A 23,277-nucleotide genomic window follows, 5' to 3' on the forward strand; every position below is an offset into this window, starting at 1 on the left:
CAAGCACGCTGCTATCGCGCCAGAAAATTTAAACGATAAATGCCAATGAAATTGGGATTGGAATCGTTGGGTATCCATCGGGTGTCCTTCCATGTCATAAGTTGTTGCAGACTGACTGCGCGCATTCCGTTGTCAGTTTTCGTGGCGCTTCCGGTGTGGTAGATGACGTAACGCCCCATCCAGACCATTAAGTGCTGGGCATCGCCCTGATCGAAAAAAATCATATCGCCAGGCAGTGCCTGGTTTATGTCCTGGCCAATAAACTGGCTGTTGTACTGAATCAAATTAATCGCGGTTACGTAGGGGCCGGTTTTCCCGTTCCCCTGATTCCAGTTTTGTGCCAGTTGTCGTTGCTCAGGTGTTAGCGTCATTTCTGGCGGTAGATACTGGTTTGACAGACCGTTACTTTTTAGCCATTTGCTATCGTGAACTTTCAGCGACTCGTTCGCTGCAAAGCGCACCAGACCTGCGCAATCCTGCTGATACCAACGTGGGCTTGGCCCCTGGCGTAGCTGTTCCTGCGCAATGCGCACAAACCAGGCACGAAATAGTCCCGATTGTTCGACATTCAGCATTTCACTCTGAACGCAAAAACAACGCAGCCAGCAAATCAGTGCCAGCAGTCCACGCCTCATAATGGCTGCCAGTTGATTGGTAACCATTGCCAGGCGGCGCCCGGTTTCATCTGGTCCAGCTTCATGACATAACGAGGCTGTTGCGATAAAGCGTCCAGTTTCGGCATTAATAAAGTTTGTGCGGCGTTATAAAAAACCGGTTCGAGATTCTTCGGCAGACTAGTCAGCGTTTCGTTACGCAGCAGTTTCGCCATTCCTTGTGGATTGATATAGACCGGAACGACGCCATCAGTGGGTATCACATCCACCATTGCCGGGCGGGTTTTATTCAGTGTTTGCAGCGCGTTATTAACCAGCATGTCATCGAGGGAGAAAAGCAGCGTTTTGTTTTGCATCGCCAGCGACACGCGGAAAAAATAATCCGACATTAATTGATCTGGTTGCGCTGACTGTGCTTTCGGATACTGACCGTATCGGGAACTCACTTCGCGACGCCAGATTTGCGCTTCGCCCTGCTGAGTTTGAGTTACCGGTAATACGCCTTCTGGCGCTTTGCTTTCACGAGCACCAATATTTTGGGTAAACAGTTTCCCTGGCAATTGCGCCTGTTCGTCAGTGCCATCAAACTGACCAACAAACAGCGGGGTTTGCAGTTTTGAATCCTCATACCAGCACAGTCCGGCTGCACCATCTAACGCCCCATTCAACTTGTCGTTTTCCTGAGCGATTTGTGAGAGCATCTCTTCGGCAATACCGTGCGAATACGGCACCGCCACACAGAAACTGGCACCGGCAGGCATACTGTTCCACACGGGCGTGAAATCGAAACTGGCATCTACGCTTGCGGATTCATCATTTAACGCCAGAAAGCTATGCCAGCCGTCGTTGCCCATTTCGAAGCGCACGCCAGCAAAAGAAGGCATTAATCGCTGGTAGCCAAAACCCAGCAAATTTGCGCTAACCACGATGCGCTGGCGTACTGGCGTTTTTCCGGCAGTACGATCTTCCAGGACAAAACTAGCTTCCCAGCGTTTTTTACCGCTCAACAAATCACTTGCGATCGCCGTGGCTTCGGTATCCTGCTGGTCATCTTTAAACAGCATATCCGTGCTGGAAAACACCAGCATCTTGTCCTGATATGTCGCGAACATCAGGGCGGTATTGCCGTTATAGCGCAACTGATAAACAGGGATGGTTTCACTATTTAGCTTAATACTACTGATTTCCGTCTTGCTTAACTGGCTGTCGCTGGTAGCAGCAAACAGCAATGGCTCCAGCAACTTGCTCAAGCCACTACGCTGGATAAGCACCATATAATGTGAAAGATGGCCTTGTTTATCGTGCCATAGCGCCGCCTGCGCGGGCTGGTCTAAGAGTGACGAAAAGAGCTTATCTTTCAGCGTGAGATCGTGTTCATAGACAATGCGGCGAATACTGCCTTCAATGCCCAGACGATCGGCATGATTCTGATAATAGAAAACGAAATCTTCACTCAGGACATCGTGGAGAAAAGGAATAGTAAGGAGATCTTTGGGAAGCTGGCTTAGAGAGTCGCTATCGAGAAAGAGGTCAGGCTCATTGAGATCGATTTGCAGATTGTTGTGCACCACCAGCGGCGACAACGTTTTTTCAGGCCCACTACCAGCATATTGCAATGCCCAAACGCCTGCGGAAAGCAGTGCTATTGCACCCAAACCTACAAAGCCATAGAACCGCCAGCCTTTCGCCTTTTTTTCACCACTCATTGCCACATTCCTTGTGTAAAGCCAGCCACTTTTTATGGGCGATGCGCAACTTTATCGCGCCCTAATACGACAAAAGCCCAGGCTTTACAGCCTGGACTTTTCAATTCAAAAAAGGGAGATGGCTCCCTTTTGGGATGAAGAAATAAAATTATTCTTCTTCTGGCTCGTCGTCAACGTCCACTTCCGGAGCGATTTCATCGTCCCCTTCCGCAGCACTGCCGTCGATGGTATCCAGATCTTCTTCGTCAACCGGTTCAGCAACACGTTGCAGACCCACTACGTTTTCATCTTCCGCAGTACGGATGAGGATCACGCCCTGGGTGTTACGGCCCACGATGCTGATTTCCGAAACGCGAGTACGTACCAGCGTACCGGCATCGGTGATCATCATGATCTGGTCGCAATCATCTACCTGCACCGCGCCAACCACTAAACCGTTACGTTCGGTAACCTTGATGGAGATAACCCCTTTCGTCGCACGCGACTTAGTTGGGTATTCCGCCACAGCAGTACGTTTACCGTAACCATTTTGTGTTGCAGTAAGGATTGCGCCATCGCCACGCGGTACGATCAGAGACACGACTTTATCGCCTTCGCCTAAGCGAATACCGCGAACACCGGTGGTGTTGCAGCCCATCGCACGGACAGAAGACTCTTTAAAGCGCACCACTTTACCTTCGGCGGAGAACAGCATTACTTCATCTTCGCCACTGGTCAGGTCAACGCCGATCAGCTCATCGCCTTCAACCAGTTTGATCGCCACTTTACCGGCGGTACGCAGACGGTTGAATTCGGTGAGGACGGTTTTCTTCACCGTACCGTTAGCGGTCGCCATGAAGACTTTCACGCCTTCTTCAAACTCGGTCACCGGCAGGATCGCGGTGATACGTTCGTCCTGCTCCAGCGGCAGCAGGTTGACGATAGGACGACCGCGCGCACCACGAGAGGCTTCCGGTAACTGGTAGACCTTCATCGAATAGACGCGACCACGGCTGGAGAAGCACAGGATATGATCGTGAGTGTTCGCCACCAGCAGCCTGTCGATAAAGTCTTCTTCTTTAATACGTGCGGCAGATTTACCTTTCCCGCCACGACGCTGCGCTTCGTATTCAGAAAGCGGCTGATACTTAACGTAGCCCTGGTGAGAGAGCGTGACGACGACATCTTCCTGGGTGATCAGATCTTCCAGGTTGATGTCTGCGCTGTTGGCGGTGATTTCAGTACGACGTTTGTCACCGAACTGTTCACGAACCAGCTCCAGCTCTTCACGGATCACTTCCATCAGACGATCGGCGCTACCCAGAATACGCAGCAGTTCCGCGATCTGATCCAGCAGCTCTTTGTATTCGTCGAGCAGTTTTTCATGCTCGAGACCGGTCAGTTTCTGCAAACGCAGATCCAGAATTGCCTGGGCTTGCTGTTCGGTCAGATAGTACAGACCATCGCGCACACCGAACTCTGGCTCCAGCCATTCCGGACGCGCAGCATCGTCGCCAGCACGTTCCAGCATCGCGGCAACGTTGCCCAGCTGCCACGGATTAGCAACCAGCGCGGTTTTCGCTTCTGCAGGCGTTGGCGCATGACGGATCAGTTCGATGATCGGGTCGATGTTTGCCAGCGCCACGGCTAATGCTTCAAGGATATGCGCACGGTCGCGAGCTTTACGCAGTTCGAAAATAGTACGACGGGTCACCACTTCGCGGCGGTGACGAACAAACGCCGCGATGATGTCTTTCAGGTTCATAATCTTCGGCTGACCATGGTGCAATGCCACCATGTTGATACCGAAAGAAACCTGCAACTGGGTCTGGGAGTAGAGGTTGTTGAGCACCACTTCACCGACCGCATCGCGTTTCACTTCAATCACGATGCGCATGCCGTCTTTGTCAGACTCGTCACGCAGCGCGCTGATGCCTTCCACGCGTTTTTCTTTTACCAGTTCCGCAATCTTCTCGATCAGGCGCGCTTTGTTCACCTGATACGGAATTTCGTGGACGATAATGGTTTCACGCCCGGTTTTGGCGTCGACTTCCACTTCTGCACGGGCGCGGATGTACACCTTGCCGCGACCGGTACGGTAAGCTTCTTCAATACCGCGACGACCGTTAATGATTGCCGCCGTCGGGAAGTCTGGACCCGGGATGTGTTCCATCAGCCCTTCAATGCTGATGTCTTCATCATCGATATACGCCAGACAACCATTGATGACTTCCGTCAGGTTGTGTGGCGGGATGTTGGTTGCCATACCTACGGCGATACCGGAAGAACCGTTCACCAGCAGGTTAGGAATTTTGGTCGGCATGACGTCCGGAATTTTTTCCGTGCCGTCATAGTTATCAACAAAATCGACCGTCTCTTTTTCGAGATCGGCCATCAGTTCATGGGCAATTTTCGCCAGACGGATTTCCGTATAACGCATTGCCGCCGCAGAGTCGCCGTCGATAGAACCGAAGTTACCCTGACCGTCTACCAGCATGTAACGCAGCGAAAATGGCTGCGCCATACGGACGATCGTGTCATAGACCGCCGAGTCACCATGGGGATGGTATTTACCGATTACGTCACCAACGACACGGGCAGATTTTTTATAGGCTTTGTTCCAGTCATTGCCTAGTACGTTCATGGCGTAAAGTACGCGACGGTGTACCGGCTTCAGGCCATCTCGGACATCTGGCAGCGCACGGCCAACAATGACCGACATCGCATAATCCAGATAGGAGCTTTTCAGCTCTTCCTCAATGTTGACCGGTGTAATTTCTCTCGCAAGGTCGCTCATCTAACCGCTATCCCTCTACTGTATCCCGGATTCAAAGGTCGCAAATTATAACACAGCCGCGCAGATTGAGGTAAACCTATACGCTTTATTCACCTGCAATGCCTGATATACTCGATTGTCTTGCCAATTACGGAGTAGAAGTGCCAATGAATGCCGAAAAATCGCCGGTAAACCATAACGTAGACCACGAAGAGATCGCTAAATTTGAAGCTGTCGCCTCCCGCTGGTGGGATCTGGAAGGCGAGTTCAAACCGCTGCACCGCATTAACCCACTGCGTCTGGGCTATATTGCCGAGCGTGCTGGCGGTTTATTTGGCAAAAAGGTGCTCGATGTCGGTTGCGGCGGCGGCATTCTGGCTGAGAGTATGGCGCGAGAAGGCGCGACGGTAACCGGCCTGGATATGGGCTTTGAACCACTACAGGTTGCAAAGCTACACGCGCTGGAAAGCGGTATTCAGGTGGAGTACGTGCAGGAGACCGTTGAAGAACACGCGGCAAAACATGCCGGGCAGTACGATGTTGTGACCTGCATGGAGATGCTGGAGCACGTCCCCGATCCACAGTCAGTAGTCAGAGCCTGTGCGCAACTGGTAAAACCGGGCGGCGATGTCTTTTTCTCTACGCTTAACCGTAACGGTAAGTCATGGCTGATGGCGGTGGTCGGCGCGGAATATATTTTGCGCATGGTGCCTAAAGGTACGCATGATGTGAAGAAATTTATTAAACCGGCAGAACTGCTGGGCTGGGTGGATCAGACCAGTTTAAAAGAGCGTCATATGACCGGGCTGCATTACAACCCGATCACTAATTCCTTTAAACTCGGCCCCGGCGTGGATGTGAACTATATGCTGCACACGCAGAATAAGTGAGATTGTTGACCGGATTCATCCGGCAACCGTACCAATGCCTGATGCGACGCTTGCCGCGTCTTATCAGGCTTACAAATGACTCCCCCGTAGGTCGGATAAGGCGTTTACGCCGCATCCGGCAACTATGCCGGGCGGACAACAATTACCATTTCACCGTCATCGACAAAAATCCTGCCGTCTGGGCAAAATCATCACTTCCCTTCTGCCATGCGACACTGCCGCGCAGGGAAACTCGCTGACTAATATTGCCAGTTATTCCCACTTTTATTTCACCACGCTGCTTCGCCGTATCGTCGCTGATATTGCTGTCATCTTCTTCAATTTCCGCCGAATTGGGATCGTGATAATAATTCAAATCCAGAGTTGGCGTGATATAGAAAGTATTACGCCATTCGCTATGTATCCCGACACGCGTCAGAATATCATCGCCCTGCGATTGCGACACCCGCGCATGGTTAGCGGCGGTAAAATCATCCTGCTGCACGCCCTGATAAACCACCTGCGCCTGCGGTTCGATTACCACACTATGCCCCGGTAACCACTGATACCCTGCTTCCAGCGAGGCGACGATCCCCGACGAGTGGTAATGATCCGTGCCGTCACCTTGTTCGGAAACATCATTGCTAAACCATGCATATTGCAGCCAGCTATCCAGCCACGCCCCCTGCTGCTGGCTACCATGCTGAAACCAGCTCGAAGTCAGCCCAATAGCATAGCCGTGGTTCTGGTTATCGGCGCGGGTTCCGGTCATATTCGAGCGGCTGTCCCCCTGGTTATCGCTGTAGCCACCAATGGCTCCCAGCGTCCATTCGCCATCATCGCCCCATCGCCCGCTAAACAGGTCGCCGCTAAGCTGCACCGTAGAGGTGTCTTCATGCTGAGCCAGCTGCCCCGCCGCCGTGTAATGATAACGTCCGCCGATAATGCGCAAATGCAGCGTCTGACCGTCGCCACCTGCGTGATCGCGTCGCTCCATCACAAACGCCTGATTTGCCGCCCGCAGGTTATTAAGATATCCACCGATTTTTGCATTCAGCATCGGCTGATAAACGGGCGTTGGGTCAGGAGCCGGCGTGGGATCGGGAGTCGGATCAGGTGGCGATGGCGGCGTGACTTTTTGTGATCGCAGATACCAGTCGTTGTTATCTTCCACCAACGTATAGTCGTAAGCGCCCATATTGACGTAGCCACTGCCTGCCAGACTGAACTGCGCATTGTTTTGAAACTGCGTGGGATCAGCTGCGAAATCAACCACTTTAATGCCTGTAGATGTCGGCTCACCAATCCCTGTAATGGGGTTAACCACAACCGTGGTATTGCCAGCAGTATTACCGTTCAACACCAACTGGTCGCTTGCTGAGTCATCGCCGTTTAATTCGCTGTCGAGCAGTAACGTACCGCCGCCGGTGTAATCACCGTTTACCGTCAGCGTATCGCCAACGACGCCATTTTGCAGGCTAACCGCACCGGACGTATTGGTCAGATCACCATTAACCGTCACGTCGGCAAGATAGGTCAGGTTGTCAGTTTCAAGGTCGGTATTAAGCTCACCTGTCAACGTCACGCCATCGGTGGCATTCACCAGCGTACCGCCACCGTTAAACAATGAGGCGTCAAGCGCCACAGACGTATCCTGCCCGGTTAAACGCAAAACCGTGCTATCGCTGATGTCGATAGTGCCGCTGGAACTGGCATCAATAGACTGAATATCCTGATCCGCGCCAGTCTCGAACGTTGCCCCGTCACCAACCCACAGCGACGAAGCGTAAGGAAAGATATCCGCAACATCACCTTTCAGCGTACCTTCTTCCACTCGCACCGCCGACTGCGCCGTGCCGCTGGCAGTCAGTTCCAGCGTTCCTGCACCGGTTTTCGTCAGTGTGGTTCCCACATCCTGCTGCTGTCCACTGCTATCGGCGATCAATGCGCCCCACTGCGTCACAGCACCATCATCAACCACAATTTCGCCATCAGCGCGCATTTCGATATCACGCCCATGACCAGCCATCGCAGAGCGAGTATCGACATCAGCCGTAATCTCCATCGCGCTATCTTGTTGATTATCAGTGAAGATAACCTGGCGGTTATAGTGAGTATCACCAAGCTGAGAATTGTTGCTCACCACCAGCGTGCCGGAAGCGATTTGTGTTGTGCCGAGGTATTGATTGTCATTCGCCAGGCTTACCTGTCCATCGCCTGCATCTACCACTACATAGACGCCTTTTTTCCCGTCATCGCCAATATGCAAATCCTCACCACTATAAAGATCGACAACGTCCTGCTGACCAATTACCGTACCGCCACTGCCACTGATTTCCAGCCCATCGTTCTCTGACGTACCGCTCTGCCAGGTGGTGAAATCGGAGAGATCTAATATGCCACCGTTTAACACAATTGACTGCGGATCGTCCTGCATCGCCGCCAGATCCGCCGCGTTTCCCGCCAGCGAGAGGATTGCGCCATCTTCCACCACAATATCGCCGGTCAGCGCCATCGACGACGCCCCCGCCAGCGCATAGCTACCATTTTCAGCAATGGTCAGTTGTCCTTCACCTTCAATAGTTCCGCTAAACCCGCCAGCATTTACAGTCACGTTACCGCCAGCATCAATATTTAAAGTGCCATTCTGAAAACCCGTCAGTGAGTGAACAAAAGTCTGCTGTGTTGCGCCAACGTTAAGTTCTGCCTGATCATCCCGATGACTGATACTGCCCACCATCAGGCCATAGCAATTTTGTGGATTACTCTGGCAACGATCATCGCCAACATTCATCAGCGAATTGCTACGCCCCAGCGTCACTTCACCGTTTTCAACCCGCATCTCACCGGTAAAATTATTATTATCCGCATTAAGCACCAGTTCGCCTGCGCCGGTTTTGCTGATACTTCCGGTTCCGGCAATGGAATCGAGCGCACCATCGTTGCTCAGGTCACCAATAATCAACGTTTTATTACCAGCGATATCAAACCTGACCTGACTTGAATCGATGTACATAAAGCCGCCCGCCGACGCAGATGGCACATCGCCATATCCTGTGGCACTGTTGTTCTCATCCACCAAAACGCCACCGTTATAGCTGTAGCCGGCATCAACCGAAATATCAATAAGATAGGGAGAGTTCGCACTACTGCTATAAATTGCACCACCGTAGCCTTCAGCAATATTATCTGTAAACGTGGTGTTATTAATTATTGTGAACTCTGATGGGTGAATGGTTTCCGTATTATTATCGGTGATATCGATAGCGCCGCCATCGCCATCACTGTAACTTGTTGATGTATATGCCCGATTATTATTAAAAATCGTATTATTTAAGTAAATATTATTATTAATCGAATAAATTGCGCCACCTTTGCCATCGTTAGCAATATTACCTGTAAATACAGAATTGGTAACGCTAAGATCAATATCACCAGCGTCATTTGTACCCGCAGAATAGATAGCCCCGCCATATCCTCCTGCCACATTACTGTCGAAGATAACCTGAGTAAGATTCAGCGTTGAGTTTTCTTTCGCAAAAATAGCACCTCCATTATTATATTCACCACTCACGGTATTATTTTCGAACAGAGTCATACCTGTTCCACCTTGTGCTGACAATATGAAATCAGCTCCTTGTTGTAAAAATACCGCCCCGCCACTGGCATCATTTGCCATAGAGGAAAAAATAAGCCATTGCCCGTCAGCAACACTCCAGGTCTGCATACTACCTGAGAGGCTCTGGCGACTGGCCAGGCAACTGGTAGAAACATTAACCCCCTGACATGAAGCCAGAATCTGCGACGCCGCGTTTGCACGCGTAAACACGCAAGCAACGACAGCCGGGAAAATTAACAGATACCCTTTCCTGATAAAAATAATCCATTTTTTATTCATGATCTGACAGCCTGTGAGAAATAACACGCTATCATTAAAAGGCATATTACGATTGTAGATAATAACCAATTGTAAACAAGAAATTTTTAAAATAATCGAACCAGAAATAATATTTACAGAAAGGTATTAATTATTTCTTTCAAAGTTTACTTGATTATTAAACAATGATAATTAAAACATATTAAACTGATTAATTCATTTCTTGTTTACCTGGAATAATCAATATCGCAAACTTTAATTTTACATCTACTGATTAAAAAATATCTGTTTCGTGAACGCCCCCCCTTTACATTTGCTCACATCATAAACATAACAATAAGTGTCGACATGATATGAGTTTGTGATGGTATCAATTTTCGCCACATCTGACATAAGCGCAATAAATAACCTGGATCAATAATTATCTTAAATTGAACGTTCAAGAAATCGCCGAACGGTTATTTTTAACAATTTTTTCTCTTCCCATTGACTTTCCCGAACACCTTGTCTGACCTAAGGTGCGTGGAAGTCACCTTTTCCGTTGCGAGTTATCCACAAAGTTATGCACTTGCAAGAGGGCCATTTTCACACTATCTTGCAGTGAATCCCAAACATACCCCCTATATATAGTGTTCATTGCGACTTTTCTCACTACAGGTAGTCAAAGCGACACTATTGCGGAAAGTATTCCCAAAACAGGTACTACATACATGAATCAGAATCTGCTGGTGACAAAGCGCAACGGTAGCACAGAGCGCATCAATCTCGACAAAATCCATCGTGTTCTGGATTGGGCGGCAGAAGGACTGCATAACGTTTCGATTTCCCAGGTCGAACTGCGCTCCCACATTCAGTTTTATGACGGTATCAAGACTTCTGACATCCACGAAACCATTATCAAGGCTGCCGCAGACCTGATCTCCCGTGAAGCACCGGATTATCAGTACCTCGCCGCGCGCCTGGCAATTTTCCACCTGCGTAAAAAAGCCTACGGTCAGTTTGAGCCGCCTGCGCTGTATGACCATGTGAAGAAAATGGTCGAAATGGGCAAATACGATAATCATCTGCTGGAAGACTACACGGAAGAAGAGTTCAAGCAGATGGACACGTTTATCGATCACGACCGTGATATGACCTTCTCTTACGCTGCCGTTAAGCAACTGGAAGGGAAATATCTGGTACAGAACCGCGTGACCGGCGAAATCTACGAGAGCGCCCAGTTCCTCTATATTCTGGTTGCTGCCTGCCTGTTCTCAAACTACCCGCGTGAAACGCGTCTGCAATACGTGAAGCGTTTTTACGACGCGGTTTCCACATTTAAAATTTCGCTGCCGACGCCAATCATGTCCGGCGTGCGTACCCCGACTCGTCAGTTCAGCTCCTGCGTACTGATTGAGTGCGGTGACAGCCTGGATTCCATCAATGCGACCTCCAGCGCGATTGTAAAATACGTCTCCCAGCGTGCCGGTATCGGTATCAACGCCGGGCGTATTCGTGCACTGGGTAGCCCGATTCGCGGCGGCGAAGCATTCCACACCGGCTGTATTCCGTTCTATAAGCATTTCCAGACGGCGGTGAAATCCTGCTCCCAGGGCGGTGTGCGTGGCGGTGCAGCAACGCTGTTCTACCCAATTTGGCATCTGGAAGTAGAAAGCCTGCTGGTGCTGAAAAACAACCGTGGGGTTGAAGGCAACCGCGTGCGTCATATGGACTACGGGGTACAAATCAACAAACTGATGTATACCCGCCTGCTGAAAGGTGAAGATATCACCCTGTTCAGCCCGTCCGATGTGCCAGGGTTATACGACGCGTTCTTCGCCGATCAGGAAGAATTTGAGCACCTGTACACCAAATATGAAAAAGACGACAGCATCCGCAAACAGCGTGTGAAAGCCGTTGAGCTGTTCTCGCTGATGATGCAGGAACGTGCGTCTACCGGTCGTATCTATATTCAGAACGTTGACCACTGCAACACCCACAGCCCGTTTGATCCGGCTATTGCACCAGTGCGCCAGTCTAACCTGTGCCTGGAAATCGCCCTGCCGACCAAACCGCTGAATGACGTCAACGACGAAAACGGTGAAATCGCGCTGTGTACGCTGTCTGCTTTCAACCTGGGCGCAATTAATAGCCTGGATGAACTGGAAGAGCTGGCGATTCTGGCGGTACGCGCACTCGACGCGCTGCTGGATTATCAGGATTACCCGATCCCGGCAGCCAAACGCGGAGCGATGGGTCGTCGCACGCTGGGTATTGGTGTGATCAACTTCGCTTACTATCTGGCGAAGCACGGTAAACGCTACTCCGACGGCAGTGCCAACAACCTGACGCATAAAACCTTCGAAGCAATTCAATATTACCTGCTGAAAGCGTCTAACGAGCTGGCGAAAGAACAAGGCGCGTGCCCGTGGTTTAACGAAACCACTTACGCGAAAGGTATCCTGCCGATCGATACCTACAAAAAAGATCTGGATGCTATCACCAATGAACCGCTGCATTACGACTGGGAAGCGTTGCGAGAGTCAATCAAAACGCACGGTCTGCGTAACTCCACGCTTTCTGCTCTGATGCCGTCCGAGACCTCTTCGCAGATCTCTAACGCCACTAACGGTATTGAACCGCCGCGCGGTTACGTCAGCATCAAAGCGTCGAAAGACGGTATTCTGCGCCAGGTGGTGCCGGACTACGAACACCTGCACGACGCCTATGAGCTGCTGTGGGAAATGCCGGGTAACGATGGCTACCTGCAACTGGTGGGTATCATGCAGAAATTTATCGATCAGTCGATCTCTGCTAACACCAACTACGATCCGTCACGCTTCCCGTCAGGAAAAGTGCCGATGCAGCAGTTGCTGAAAGACCTGCTCACCGCCTACAAATTCGGGGTCAAAACGCTGTATTATCAGAACACCCGTGATGGCGCTGAAGACGCGCAGGACGATCTAGTGCCGTCAATCCAGGACGATGGCTGCGAAAGCGGCGCATGTAAGATCTGATATTGAGATGCCGGATGCGGCGTGAACGCCTTATCCGGCCTACGGCTCGAATTTGTAGGCCTGATAAGACTCGCCAGCGTCGCATCAGGCTCTGGATGCCGGATGCGGCGTAAAATGCCTTATCCGGCATTAAACTCCCAACAGGACACATTCATGGCATATACCACCTTTTCACAGACGAAGAATGATCAGCTCAAAGAACCCATGTTCTTTGGTCAGCCGGTCAACGTGGCTCGCTACGATCAGCAAAAATATGAAATCTTCGAAAAATTGATCGAAAAACAGCTCTCTTTCTTCTGGCGTCCAGAAGAAGTTGACGTCTCCCGCGACCGTATCGATTATCAGGCGCTGCCGGAGCACGAAAAACACATCTTTATCAGCAATCTAAAGTACCAGACGCTGCTGGACTCTATTCAGGGCCGTAGTCCGAACGTGGCGCTGCTGCCGCTGATCTCCATTCCGGAACTGGAAACCTGGGTAGAAACCTGGGCGTTTTCGGAAACTATTCACTCCCGCTCCTACACGCACATCATTCGTAATATCGTTAACGATCCGTCTGTTGTGTTTGATGATATCGTCACCAACGAGCAGATCCAGAAACGCGCGGAAGGGATTTCAGCTTACTACGACGAACTGATCGAAATGACCAGTTACTGGCATCTGCTGGGCGAAGGCACCCATACCGTCAACGGCAAAACCGTGACCGTTAGCCTGCGCGAGCTGAAGAAAAAACTTTATCTCTGCCTGATGAGCGTTAACGCGCTGGAAGCGATCCGCTTCTACGTCAGCTTCGCCTGCTCTTTCGCATTCGCGGAACGTGAGCTGATGGAGGGCAACGCCAAAATTATTCGCCTGATTGCCCGTGACGAAGCCCTGCACCTGACCGGCACCCAGCATATGCTGAATCTGTTGCGCAGCGGCGCGGACGATCCTGAGATGGCGGAAATTGCCGAAGAGTGTAAACAAGAGTGCTATGACCTGTTTGTCCAGGCGGCACAGCAGGAGAAAGACTGGGCGGATTATCTGTTCCGTGACGGTTCGATGATTGGTCTGAATAAAGACATTCTCTGCCAGTACGTCGAGTACATCACCAATATCCGTATGCAGGCGGTTGGTTTAGATCTGCCGTTCCAGACGCGCTCCAACCCAATCCCGTGGATCAACACCTGGCTGGTGTCTGATAACGTACAGGTTGCTCCGCAGGAAGTGGAAGTCAGTTCTTATCTGGTCGGACAGATTGACTCGGAAGTAGACACCGACGATTTGAGTAACTTCCAACTCTGATGGCTCGCGTTACCCTGCGCATCACTGGCACACAACTGCTGTGCCAGGATGAACACCCTTCTCTTCTGGCGGCGCTGGAATCCCACAATGTGGCGGTTGAGTATCAGTGCCGCGAAGGCTACTGCGGCTCCTGTCGCACGCGCCTTGTCGCAGGCCAGGTGGACTGGATTGCCGAACCGTTAGCCTTTATTCAACCTGGGGAAATTTTGCCCTGTTGTTGCCGGGCAAAAGGTGATATTGAAATCGAGATGTGATCGGGTACTAGCGCCAGATGCGACGCTTACGCGTCTTATCTGGCCTACAACGATTACATGGCAGAATAATACGCTTTCACCTGCTCCCAGTCCGCTTTAGGGATCGGCTCCAGATATTTCTCCAACTGGCGGAAGTCATGATGAATAGCCTTATGGCGACGCAGACGACGGCGACTTTTCTCCAGATCAAGAAAACCTGCTTCTGCCTTACCTTCTGTTTTCACATAGATATGGCGAACATAACAGCAACCATGCTGACGATTAACGCTATGCATCTTTTTAAATGCCAGCGCCACCGCTTTCAACATTGCTTGCCGTACATCGTCGGAATAAGGCGTTACTGCGTGTTGTGAATACCAGTCAGCAATGCTGACAAACCCCGCCATATCTTCAGTCACCAGCAACGCGCGCCATTCACCCTCAATTTTCACCGCTTCACCAAAAACGATGTTCGGCACAATCACACCGGCGCGCTTCAGATCTTTTATTACAGCTATCTCCCGAACAATCGTCGGACGCCCAAACGGATAGCGGATAGAATAAAACAAGTGGTGAGTCATGCGCTTCACATACAACTTTTTGCCGTTGTGCTCGACGCATTGCACCCCGCTCATACCGTTGCGGCGGTAATTCGGCTCCTCAACCCAGTCACCTTCTGTAGCCCACCAATGATTGAACTCATCGTGTTTTGCTGAAACTGCCATACCCTGTCGCCTGTCTTTATTGTTAACGACAATGACTATAGGTGTTTACCTTAAGAAAAACTTAATAAAAAGTGTTTCTTACTGGATTTCTTTTGCCGGGAACAAATCATCCCGCTCTAAAGAACTGCAAGTAAGGATAACCAACAGACTTTATGAAGAATTAAATATGTCCGCTATTTTACTATGACGTAGATGAGGCTTTGAATGAAGAGATATACCGGATGGCACTTACGTGCCATCCGACACTGAAGTTACTCTTTATTGAGGAATTTTACTGCTTTATCCGGGAAGTCCGTAAACAGCCCATTAACACCTGCTTTGTTATACAGGGCGTCATACAGTTGATTCACATCGGTCGTATATGCCGGCAGTTTATCCGACCGCACGGTATAAGGATGCACTACCAGCTTATTCTGCTGTGCATCTTTCACCATTCCAGTAAGTTTAATATTGCCCGGCTGCGATGTCTCATCAATGACCATATGGTAATCGGGGCCAATGCCGTCAGCATATTCCGCCACCTGCTTCATGGCGCCCGGCTTAAACATCCAGTCATAGCTGTAATTTACCCAGGTTCCGTCCGGCTGTTTCTGCTGAGTTTCATTCCAGTCAGTATAAGCAATCAACTGAACCAGATTGAGATCCATGCCCATTTTCGGTTCCAGCTCATTTTTAATGCGTTTCAGCTCATCAGCATCAAAGCATTGCAAATAAACTTTATCCCCTTTGCTGGTGTAACCATATTTTTTCAGCACTTCCAGAGTTTTAGCCGCTATATCTTTCCCTTCCTGGTGATGGAACCACGGCGCTTTAATCTCCGGGTAGATGCCGATGTTTTTCCCGGTCGAATGGTTTAACCCCTGAACAAATTCAATCTCTTCTTCGAAAGTATGCACCCGGAAGTCAGATTTACCCATCGGGAAGCGTCCAGGGAAAGTCTGCACTTTCTTACCGTTTTCAATATCGAAGCCTTCGGTAAATTTCAGTGATTTAATTTCATCCAGCGTGAAATCTATCGCGTAGTAACGACCGTCTTTGCGTGCCCTGTCCGGGAAACGATCGGCGACATCAGTAACGCGATCAAGATAGTGGTCATGCAGGACGACCAGATGGTCGTCTTTGGTCATTACCAAATCCTGCTCCAGATAGTCAGCCCCCTGTGCATACGCCATCGCTTTTGCTGGCAGCGTATGCTCCGGCAAATAACCACTGGCGCCGCGATGGGCTATTACAATTTTCTCGCTGTTGTCTGCCGCCATTGCACTGCTTCCCATGATCATTCCACTCATCATGATCGCCATGCTAAGGTTTTTCAGCGTCAATTTCATGCCATTAGCCTCCGTTGCGTTTTTGCTGTAATTCCTGATGGCGACGTTTTTCGCCAATCATCACGACAATTAACAAGATAACTGCCAGAATGCTGCCGCCAATCATTACCATAAAGCCGCCATCCCAGCCGAAGTAGTCAACGGTATAGCCGACAATCGCACTTGCGGCCACAGAACCACCAAGATAACCAAACAGTCCGGTAAAGCCTGCCGCCGTACCTGCCGCTTTTTTCGGTGCCAGTTCCAGCGCGTGCAGACCGATGAGCATGACAGGGCCATAAATCAGGAAGCCAATGACAATCATACAAATCATATCTACGGTCGGGTTGCCCGCCGGGTTCATCCAGTAAACGATAGTGGCAATGGTCACCAGAGTCATAAAGAAGACGCCGGTTGCGCCACGGTTACCACGGAAGACTTTATCCGACATCCAGCCGCACAAAAGGGTGCCCGGAATGCCCGCGTACTCATAAAGGAAGTAGGCCCAGGAAGATTTATCCAGCGCGAAGTGTTTCACCTCTTTCAGGTAGGTTGGCGACCAGTCGAGGATGCCGTAGCGCAGCAGGTAAACGAACACGTTGGCGATAGCGATGTACCACAGCAGTTTGTTCGGCAGCACGTACTGCATGAAAATCTGCTTCGCGGTCAGCTCCTGTTCCGCTTTTTCGTTATAATCGTCCGGATAGTCATTTTTGTACTCTTCGATCGGCGGCAGGCCACAGGATTGCGGGGTATCGCGCATCATGGCAAAAGCGAAAAGCGCCACCAGAATGGCACAGAAAGCCGGCATATAAAGCGCCGCGTGCCAGTCATTGAACCAGGCCATCCCCAGCAAGAACAACAGCGGCGGAATACCACCACCAACGTTATGCGCACAGTTCCACACCGACACAATGCCGCCACGTTCTTTCTGTGACCACCAGTGCACCATGGTACGACCACACGGCGGCCATCCCATCCCCTGGAACCAGCCGCAGAGGAACAACAGCACGAACATCACCGCAATACTGGAAGTCGCCCACGGCACAAATCCCATAAACAGCATCACTGCCGCAGCAAGAATCAAACCAGCTGGCAGGAAAACGCGCGGATTCGAGCGATCCGATACCGAGCCCATGATGAATTTCGAAAATCCATAGGCGATTGAGATCCCTGAAAGCGCAAAACCTAAATCACCACGCGAGAATCCCTGCTCCACCAGGTAAGGCATTGCAAGAGCAAAGTTCTTACGAACCAGATAGTAAGCAGCATAACCAAAGAATATCCCCAGGAAAATTTGCCAGCGTAATCGACGATAGGTCGGGTCGATCTCCGCAGCAGGTAAGCGCGCTTTGTGTGGCGCCGGTTTAAAAATACTCAACATTTATAGCCTCCGTGGCCCATGGTCTTATTTATGATTAACAGCCTGATTCAGTAGAAGAACCTGCCGTTTTTTGAGTTGCCGCGATGTTAAGAAAACATTCATAAATTAAATGTGAATTACCGCACACATTATTAAACACAATGATTGAAATGTTCTGAAAGACGCATGAAATCACGTTTCACTTTCGAATTATGAGCGAATATGCGCGAAATCAAACAATTCATGTTTTTACTATGGCTAAATGGTAAAAAACGAACTTCAGAGGGATAACAATGAAAACTCGCGACTCGCAATCAAGTGACGTGATTATCATTGGCGGCGGCGCAACGGGAGCCGGGATTGCCCGCGACTGTGCCCTGCGCGGGCTGCGCGTGATTTTGGTTGAGCGCCATGACATCGCCACAGGCGCGACCGGGCGTAACCACGGTCTGCTACACAGCGGCGCGCGCTATGCGGTAACCGATGCGGAATCGGCCCGTGAATGTATTAGTGAAAACAAGATATTAAAACGTATTGCGCGTCATTGTGTTGAGCCGACCAACGGCCTGTTTATCACCCTGCCAGAAGATGACCTCTCCTTTCAAACCACTTTTATTCGCGCTTGCGAAGAAGCAGGAATAAGCGCAGAAGCCATCGATCCGCAGCAAGCGCGCATTATCGAACCTTCCGTTAACCCGGCATTGATAGGTGCAGTGAAAGTCCCGGATGGCACCGTTGACCCATTTCGTTTGACCGCAGCAAATATGCTCGATGCAAAAGAACACGGTGCGGTTATCCTTACCGCCCACGAAGTCACTGGCCTGATTCGTGAAGGCGCGACGGTGTGTGGCGTTCGTGTGCGTAACCATCTCACCGGCGAAACCCAGGCACTTCATGCACCTGTGGTGGTTAATGCTGCCGGGATCTGGGGACAACATATTGCCGAATATGCCGATCTGCGTATTCGCATGTTCCCGGCAAAAGGATCGCTGCTGATCATGGATCACCGCATTAATCAGCATGTGATCAACCGCTGCCGTAAACCTTCTGATGCCGATATTCTGGTTCCCGGCGATACCATTTCGCTGATTGGAACCACCTCTTTACGTATTGATTACAATGAGATCGACGACAACAGAGTGACGGCAGAAGAAGTGGATATTCTGCTGCGTGAAGGGGAAAAACTGGCTCCGGTGATGGCGAAAACGCGTATTCTGCGAGCCTACTCTGGCGTGCGCCCGTTGGTTGCCAGCGATGATGACCCGAGCGGACGTAACGTCAGTCGCGGCATCGTGCTGCTCGACCACGCCGAACGCGATGGTCTTGACGGATTTATCACCATCACCGGCGGCAAACTGATGACCTACCGCCTGATGGCGGAATGGGCTACTGACTCGGTGTGCCGCAAACTGGGCAACACGCGCCCCTGCATCACTGCCGATACGCCGCTACCAGGTTCACAGGAACTGGCTGAAGCCACGCTGCAAAAAATTATCTCCCTCCCAGCCCCGCTGCGCGGTTCTGCGGTTTACCGTCACGGCGATCGTACGCCAGCCTGGTTAAGTGAAGGCCGTTTGCACCGCAGCCTGGTCTGTGAATGCGAAGCCGTTACCGCAGGCGAAGTGCAATATGCAGTAGAAAATTTAAACGTTAACAGTCTGTTAGATTTGCGCCGTCGTACCCGTGTGGGAATGGGCACCTGCCAAGGCGAACTCTGCGCCTGCCGCGCCGCCGGGCTGCTGCAACGCTTTAATGTCACCACCTCTGCGCAATCTATCGAGCAACTTTCCACCTTCCTGAACGAACGCTGGAAAGGCGTGCAACCTGTTGCCTGGGGCGATGCGCTGCGCGAAAGCGAATTTACCCGGTGGGTTTATCAGGGACTGTGTGGTCTGGAGAAGGAGCAGAAAGATGCGATTTGATACTGTCATTATGGGCGGCGGTCTTGCCGGATTACTCTGCGGCCTGCAACTACAAAAACACGGCCTGCGCTGTGCGATTGTCACTCGTGGTCAAAGCGCGCTGCATTTTTCGTCCGGATCGCTGGATTTACTGAGCCATCTGCCTGACGGTCAAACGGTGACAGACATTCACGACGGCCTGGAATCTTTGTGCCATCAAGCTCCTGCCCATCCTTACAGTGTTCTCGGCTCACAGCGCGTGCTCGATCTCGCTTGCAGGGCGCAGGCATTGATCGCTGAAAGCGGTGCGCAATTGCAGGGTAGCGTTGAACTGGCTCACCAGCGAGTTACACCGCTCGGCACTCTGCGCTCAACCTGGCTAAGCTCGCCAGAAGTCCCCGTCTGGCCGTTGCCAGCGAAGAAAATATGTGTGGTGGGTATCAGCGGGCTGATGGATTTTCAGGCGCATCTTGCGGCAGCTTCGTTACGTGAATTGGATCTTTCGGTTGAAACCGCAGAAATAGAACTGCCGGAACTGGATGTGCTACGTAATAACGCCACCGAGTTCCGCGCAGTAAATATTGCCCGTTTCCTTGATAACGAAGAAAACTGGCCACTGTTGCTTGATGCGCTTATCCCTGTCGCCAACACCTGTGAAATGATCCTGATGCCAGCCTGCTTCGGCCTGGCTGATGACAAACTCTGGCGCTGGCTGAACGAACAATTGCCCTGTTCATTAATGTTACTGCCGACACTGCCACCTTCCGTGCTGGGCATTCGTCTGCAAAATCAGCTTCAACGTCAGTTCGTGCGCCAGGGCGGTGTATGGATGCCGGGCGATGAAGTGAAAAAAGTGACCTGTAAAAATGGCGTGGTGAATGAAATCTGGACCCGTAATCACGCCGACATCCCGCTGCGTCCACGTTTCGCGGTTCTCGCCAGCGGCAGCTTCTTTAGCGGCGGACTGGTTGCGGAACGCAACGGCATTCGCGAGCCGATTCTCGGCCTTGATGTGCTGCAAACCGCCACGCGGGGTGAGTGGTATCGAAGTGATTTTTTTGCGGCGCAACCATGGCAGCAGTTCGGTGTAACCACTGATGAGACGCTACGCCCGTCGCAGGCAGGGCAAACCATTGAAAACCTGTTTGCCATCGGTTCGGTGCTGGGCGGATTTGATCCCATCGCCCAGGGATGCGGCGGCGGCGTTTGTGCTGTCAGTGCTTTACATGCCGCTCAACAGATTGCCCAACGCGCAGGAGGCCAACAATGAACGATACCAGCTTCGAAAATTGCATTAAGTGTACCGTCTGTACCACCGCCTGCCCGGTAAGCCGGGTGAATCCGGGCTATCCGGGGCCAAAACAGGCCGGGCCGGATGGCGAGCGTCTGCGTCTGAAAGATGGCGCCCTGTATGACGAGGCGCTGAAATATTGCATTAACTGCAAACGTTGCGAAGTCGCCTGCCCGTCCGATGTGAAGATTGGCGATATCATCCAGCGCGCGCGGGCGAAATATGACACTACGCGCCCGTCGCTGCGCAATTTCGTTTTGAGTCATACCGACCTGATGGGTAGCGTTTCCACGCCGTTCGCGCCTATCGTCAACACCGCTACCTCGCTGAAACCAGTGCGACAACTGCTTGATGCGGCGTTAAAAATTGACCATCGCCGCACGCTGCCGAAATACTCCTTCGGCACTTTTCGTCGCTGGTATCGCAGTGTGGCTGCGCAGCAGGCGCAATATAAAGACCAGGTGGCCTTTTTCCACGGCTGCTTCGTTAACTACAACCATCCGCAGTTAGGCAAGGATTTAATTAAAGTGCTCAACGCGATGGGCACCGGCGTACAACTGCTCAGCAAAGAGAAATGCTGCGGTGTGCCACTCATCGCCAACGGTTTTACCGATAAAGCGCGTAAACAGGCAATCACTAACGTGGAATCGATCCGCGAAGCTGTGGGGGGAAAAGGTATTCCGGTGATTGCCACCTCCTCTACCTGTACGTTTGCCTTGCGCGACGAGTACCCGGAAGTGCTGAATGTCGACAACAAAGGCTTGCGCGATCATATCGAACTGGCAACCCGCTGGCTGTGGCGCAAGCTGGACGAAGGCAAAACCTTGCCGCTGAAATCACTGCCGCTAAAAGTGGTCTATCACACCCCGTGCCATATGGAAAAAATGGGCTGGACGCTCTACACCCTGGAACTTTTACGTAAGATCCCAGGGCTTGAGCTAACAGTGCTGGATTCCCAGTGCTGCGGTATTGCGGGTACTTACGGTTTCAAAAAAGAGAACTACCCCACCTCACAAGCCATCGGTGCACCGCTGTTCCGCCAGATAGAAGAGAGCGGCGCGGATCTGGTGGTTACCGACTGCGAAACCTGCAAATGGCAGATTGAGATGTCCACAAGTCTTCGCTGCGAACATCCGATTACGCTGCTGGCTCAGGCGCTGGTTTAAACTCCCTTCTGATGCCCGGTAAGCGCATTGCTTATCGGGCATTTTTGCGTGCGCGATTCCGTACCCAATGTATGCGTTTCATCACAATGAAAATTCCTCTGAAAACGTCTCGCAAAGGCTGAAACTGGCAGATGTCAAAGGCCTGGGATAACCGTAATGTCGCGTCATCATAAATATCAGGTGACGGACAACCATGACTGAATCAACAACCTCCTCCCCGCATGATGCGGTATTTAAAACCTTTATGTTCTCACCCGATACCGCACGGGATTTTCTGGAAATACATCTACCGGAACCGTTACGTAAGCTGTGTAATCTGCATACGTTAAGGCTGGAACCCACAAGTTTTATTGAAAAAAGCTTACGCGCTTACTACTCGGATGTTTTGTGGTCGGTAGAAACCAGCGAAGGTGACGGCTATATCTACTGCGTAATTGAACATCAAAGTTCTGCGGAAAAGAATATGGCCTTTCGGCTGATGCGCTATGCCACCGCCGCCATGCAGCGTCACCTGGATAAAGGTTATGACAAAGTCCCGCTGGTAGTGCCATTGCTGTTTTATCATGGCGAAACCTCGCCCTACCCGTATTCTCTCAACTGGCTGGATGAATTTAACGATCCGCAACTTGCCCGGCAGTTGTACACCGAAGCTTTTCCGTTGGTGGATATCACCATCGTACCTGACGATGAGATCATGCAACATCGGCGTATAGCCCTGCTGGAACTTATTCAAAAACATATTCGCGACCGCGATTTAATCGGCATGGTCGACAGGATCACCACGCTTTTGGTTAGAGGCTTCACTAATGACAGCCAATTGCAAACACTGTTTAATTATCTCCTGCAATGTGGCGATACCTCCCGTTTCACCCGCTTTATTCAGGAGATTGCCGAACGTTCACCACTACAAAAGGAGAGATTGATGACTATTGCTGAACGGCTACGGCAGGAAGGACATCAAATTGGCTGGCAGGAGGGTAAGATTGAAGGCTGGCAAGAAGGTAAATTAGAAGGCTTGCAGGAAGGCATGCATGAACAAGCCATTAAAATCGCCTTGCGTATGCTGGAACAAGGCTTTGAACGTGAGATTGTGCGGGCAACAACCCAGCTAACCGATGCCGATCTCACCCCATTAAGCCTGAAATGAACGCGACAACGTGCCGGGTAAAAGACTTCTCCCCGGCACGCCC

At 51.1% G+C, this 23,277-nt stretch carries 15 protein-coding genes; 8 read left to right on the plus strand and 7 right to left on the minus strand.

Annotated elements, in window-relative coordinates:
* Positions 1-11: 11 nt before the first annotated feature.
* The 3 genes from WES_RS07070 to gyrA form a co-directional block, all read right to left on the minus strand.
* On the minus strand, positions 12-635 hold the full coding sequence (locus tag WES_RS07070; protein WP_016235244.1) for a DUF1175 domain-containing protein: 624 nt from the start codon (positions 633-635) through the stop codon (positions 12-14).
* Positions 632-2,320: a DUF2138 domain-containing protein gene (locus WES_RS07065; protein WP_016158661.1), complete on the minus strand. Its 1,689-nt coding sequence runs from the start codon at positions 2,318-2,320 to the stop codon at positions 632-634. Before WES_RS07065 ends, WES_RS07070 begins: the two co-directional genes overlap by 4 nt.
* Positions 2,321-2,468: 148 nt before the next feature.
* On the minus strand, positions 2,469-5,096 hold the full coding sequence (gyrA, locus tag WES_RS07060) for a DNA topoisomerase (ATP-hydrolyzing) subunit A (protein WP_001281237.1): 2,628 nt from the start codon (positions 5,094-5,096) through the stop codon (positions 2,469-2,471).
* Between the two features lie 146 nt (positions 5,097-5,242).
* Between gyrA and ubiG the strand changes: the two genes are divergently transcribed.
* Positions 5,243-5,965: a bifunctional 2-polyprenyl-6-hydroxyphenol methylase/3-demethylubiquinol 3-O-methyltransferase UbiG gene (gene ubiG, locus WES_RS07055; RefSeq protein ID WP_000990774.1), complete on the plus strand. Its 723-nt coding sequence runs from the start codon at positions 5,243-5,245 to the stop codon at positions 5,963-5,965.
* A gap of 142 nt (positions 5,966-6,107) precedes the next feature.
* On the opposite strand, the gene yfaL is transcribed toward ubiG, so the two are convergent.
* Positions 6,108-9,842 carry an AIDA-I family autotransporter adhesin YfaL/EhaC gene (gene yfaL / locus WES_RS07050; RefSeq protein ID WP_016235245.1) on the minus strand — a complete coding sequence of 1,245 codons (3,735 nt, stop codon included), beginning with the start codon at positions 9,840-9,842 and terminating at the stop codon, positions 6,108-6,110.
* Positions 9,843-10,531: 689 nt separating this feature from the next.
* Between yfaL and nrdA the strand changes: the two genes are divergently transcribed.
* The 3 genes from nrdA (at position 10,532) to yfaE (ending at position 14,355) form a co-directional block, all read left to right on the plus strand.
* A complete protein-coding gene (gene nrdA / locus WES_RS07045) occupies positions 10,532-12,817 on the plus strand; it encodes a class 1a ribonucleoside-diphosphate reductase subunit alpha (protein ID WP_016158664.1) in 2,286 nt (761 codons plus the stop codon).
* A 153-nt stretch (positions 12,818-12,970) separates the two neighbouring features.
* Complete coding sequence (nrdB, locus tag WES_RS07040; protein WP_000332038.1) at positions 12,971-14,101, plus strand: class Ia ribonucleoside-diphosphate reductase subunit beta; 1,131 nt, start codon at positions 12,971-12,973, stop codon at positions 14,099-14,101.
* Entirely contained in the window at positions 14,101-14,355 is a 255-nt protein-coding gene (gene yfaE / locus WES_RS07035) for a ferredoxin-like diferric-tyrosyl radical cofactor maintenance protein YfaE (protein WP_000135040.1), read from the plus strand. The genes nrdB and yfaE overlap by 1 nt, the downstream gene beginning before the upstream one ends.
* A gap of 53 nt (positions 14,356-14,408) precedes the next feature.
* Here the strand turns inward: yfaE and inaA are convergent, their stop codons facing one another.
* The 3 genes from inaA to glpT all read right to left on the minus strand — a co-directional run bounded on the left by inaA (position 14,409) and on the right by glpT (position 17,750).
* Positions 14,409-15,059 (minus strand): lipopolysaccharide kinase InaA, encoded by a 651-nt coding sequence (inaA, locus tag WES_RS07030; RefSeq protein WP_000301023.1) that lies wholly within the window; start codon positions 15,057-15,059, stop codon positions 14,409-14,411.
* A gap of 251 nt (positions 15,060-15,310) precedes the next feature.
* Entirely contained in the window at positions 15,311-16,387 is a 1,077-nt protein-coding gene (gene glpQ / locus WES_RS07025; RefSeq protein ID WP_000779064.1) for a glycerophosphodiester phosphodiesterase, read from the minus strand.
* A gap of 4 nt (positions 16,388-16,391) precedes the next feature.
* Complete coding sequence (gene glpT, locus WES_RS07020; protein ID WP_016158665.1) at positions 16,392-17,750, minus strand: glycerol-3-phosphate transporter; 1,359 nt, start codon at positions 17,748-17,750, stop codon at positions 16,392-16,394.
* 272 nt (positions 17,751-18,022) lie between these two features.
* Here glpT and glpA point away from each other — a divergent pair, with 272 nt between their 5' ends.
* The 4 genes from glpA to WES_RS07000 all read left to right on the plus strand — a co-directional run bounded on the left by glpA (position 18,023) and on the right by WES_RS07000 (position 23,234).
* Positions 18,023-19,651, plus strand: a complete 1,629-nt coding sequence (glpA, locus tag WES_RS07015; protein WP_016158666.1) for an anaerobic glycerol-3-phosphate dehydrogenase subunit A — start codon at positions 18,023-18,025, stop codon at positions 19,649-19,651.
* Positions 19,641-20,900, plus strand: a complete 1,260-nt coding sequence (gene glpB / locus WES_RS07010) for a glycerol-3-phosphate dehydrogenase subunit GlpB (RefSeq protein ID WP_016158667.1) — start codon at positions 19,641-19,643, stop codon at positions 20,898-20,900. The genes glpA and glpB overlap by 11 nt, the downstream gene beginning before the upstream one ends.
* Positions 20,897-22,087: an anaerobic glycerol-3-phosphate dehydrogenase subunit GlpC gene (gene glpC / locus WES_RS07005; protein ID WP_001000373.1), complete on the plus strand. Its 1,191-nt coding sequence runs from the start codon at positions 20,897-20,899 to the stop codon at positions 22,085-22,087. The genes glpB and glpC overlap by 4 nt, the downstream gene beginning before the upstream one ends.
* Before the next feature lie 193 nt (positions 22,088-22,280).
* Positions 22,281-23,234 carry an ISNCY family transposase gene (locus WES_RS07000; RefSeq protein ID WP_016158668.1) on the plus strand — a complete coding sequence of 318 codons (954 nt, stop codon included), beginning with the start codon at positions 22,281-22,283 and terminating at the stop codon, positions 23,232-23,234.
* Positions 23,235-23,277: the final 43 nt, after the last annotated feature.

The organism is Escherichia sp. KTE31 (assembly GCF_000407925.1).
GTDB classification, from domain to species: Bacteria; Pseudomonadota; Gammaproteobacteria; order Enterobacterales; family Enterobacteriaceae; genus Escherichia; species Escherichia ruysiae.

Bases quoted from the DNA above. Each gene is read 5' to 3' on its own strand.
- WES_RS07065 (WP_016158661.1), bottom strand. From the start codon at position 2,320: ATGAGTGGTGAAAAAAAGGCGAAAGGCTGGCGGTTCTATGGCTTTGTA.
- glpQ (WP_000779064.1), bottom strand. From the start codon at position 16,387: ATGAAATTGACGCTGAAAAACCTTAGCATGGCGATCATGATGAGTGGA.
- nrdB (WP_000332038.1), top strand. From the start codon at position 12,971: ATGGCATATACCACCTTTTCACAGACGAAGAATGATCAGCTCAAAGAA.
- yfaL (WP_016235245.1), bottom strand. From the start codon at position 9,842: ATGAATAAAAAATGGATTATTTTTATCAGGAAAGGGTATCTGTTAATT.
- glpA (WP_016158666.1), top strand. From the start codon at position 18,023: ATGAAAACTCGCGACTCGCAATCAAGTGACGTGATTATCATTGGCGGC.
- nrdA (WP_016158664.1), top strand. From the start codon at position 10,532: ATGAATCAGAATCTGCTGGTGACAAAGCGCAACGGTAGCACAGAGCGC.
- yfaE (WP_000135040.1), top strand. From the start codon at position 14,101: ATGGCTCGCGTTACCCTGCGCATCACTGGCACACAACTGCTGTGCCAG.
- WES_RS07000 (WP_016158668.1), top strand. From the start codon at position 22,281: ATGACTGAATCAACAACCTCCTCCCCGCATGATGCGGTATTTAAAACC.
- WES_RS07070 (WP_016235244.1), bottom strand. From the start codon at position 635: ATGAGGCGTGGACTGCTGGCACTGATTTGCTGGCTGCGTTGTTTTTGC.
- gyrA (WP_001281237.1), bottom strand. From the start codon at position 5,096: ATGAGCGACCTTGCGAGAGAAATTACACCGGTCAACATTGAGGAAGAG.
- glpB (WP_016158667.1), top strand. From the start codon at position 19,641: ATGCGATTTGATACTGTCATTATGGGCGGCGGTCTTGCCGGATTACTC.
- glpT (WP_016158665.1), bottom strand. From the start codon at position 17,750: ATGTTGAGTATTTTTAAACCGGCGCCACACAAAGCGCGCTTACCTGCT.
- inaA (WP_000301023.1), bottom strand. From the start codon at position 15,059: ATGGCAGTTTCAGCAAAACACGATGAGTTCAATCATTGGTGGGCTACA.
- ubiG (WP_000990774.1), top strand. From the start codon at position 5,243: ATGAATGCCGAAAAATCGCCGGTAAACCATAACGTAGACCACGAAGAG.
- glpC (WP_001000373.1), top strand. From the start codon at position 20,897: ATGAACGATACCAGCTTCGAAAATTGCATTAAGTGTACCGTCTGTACC.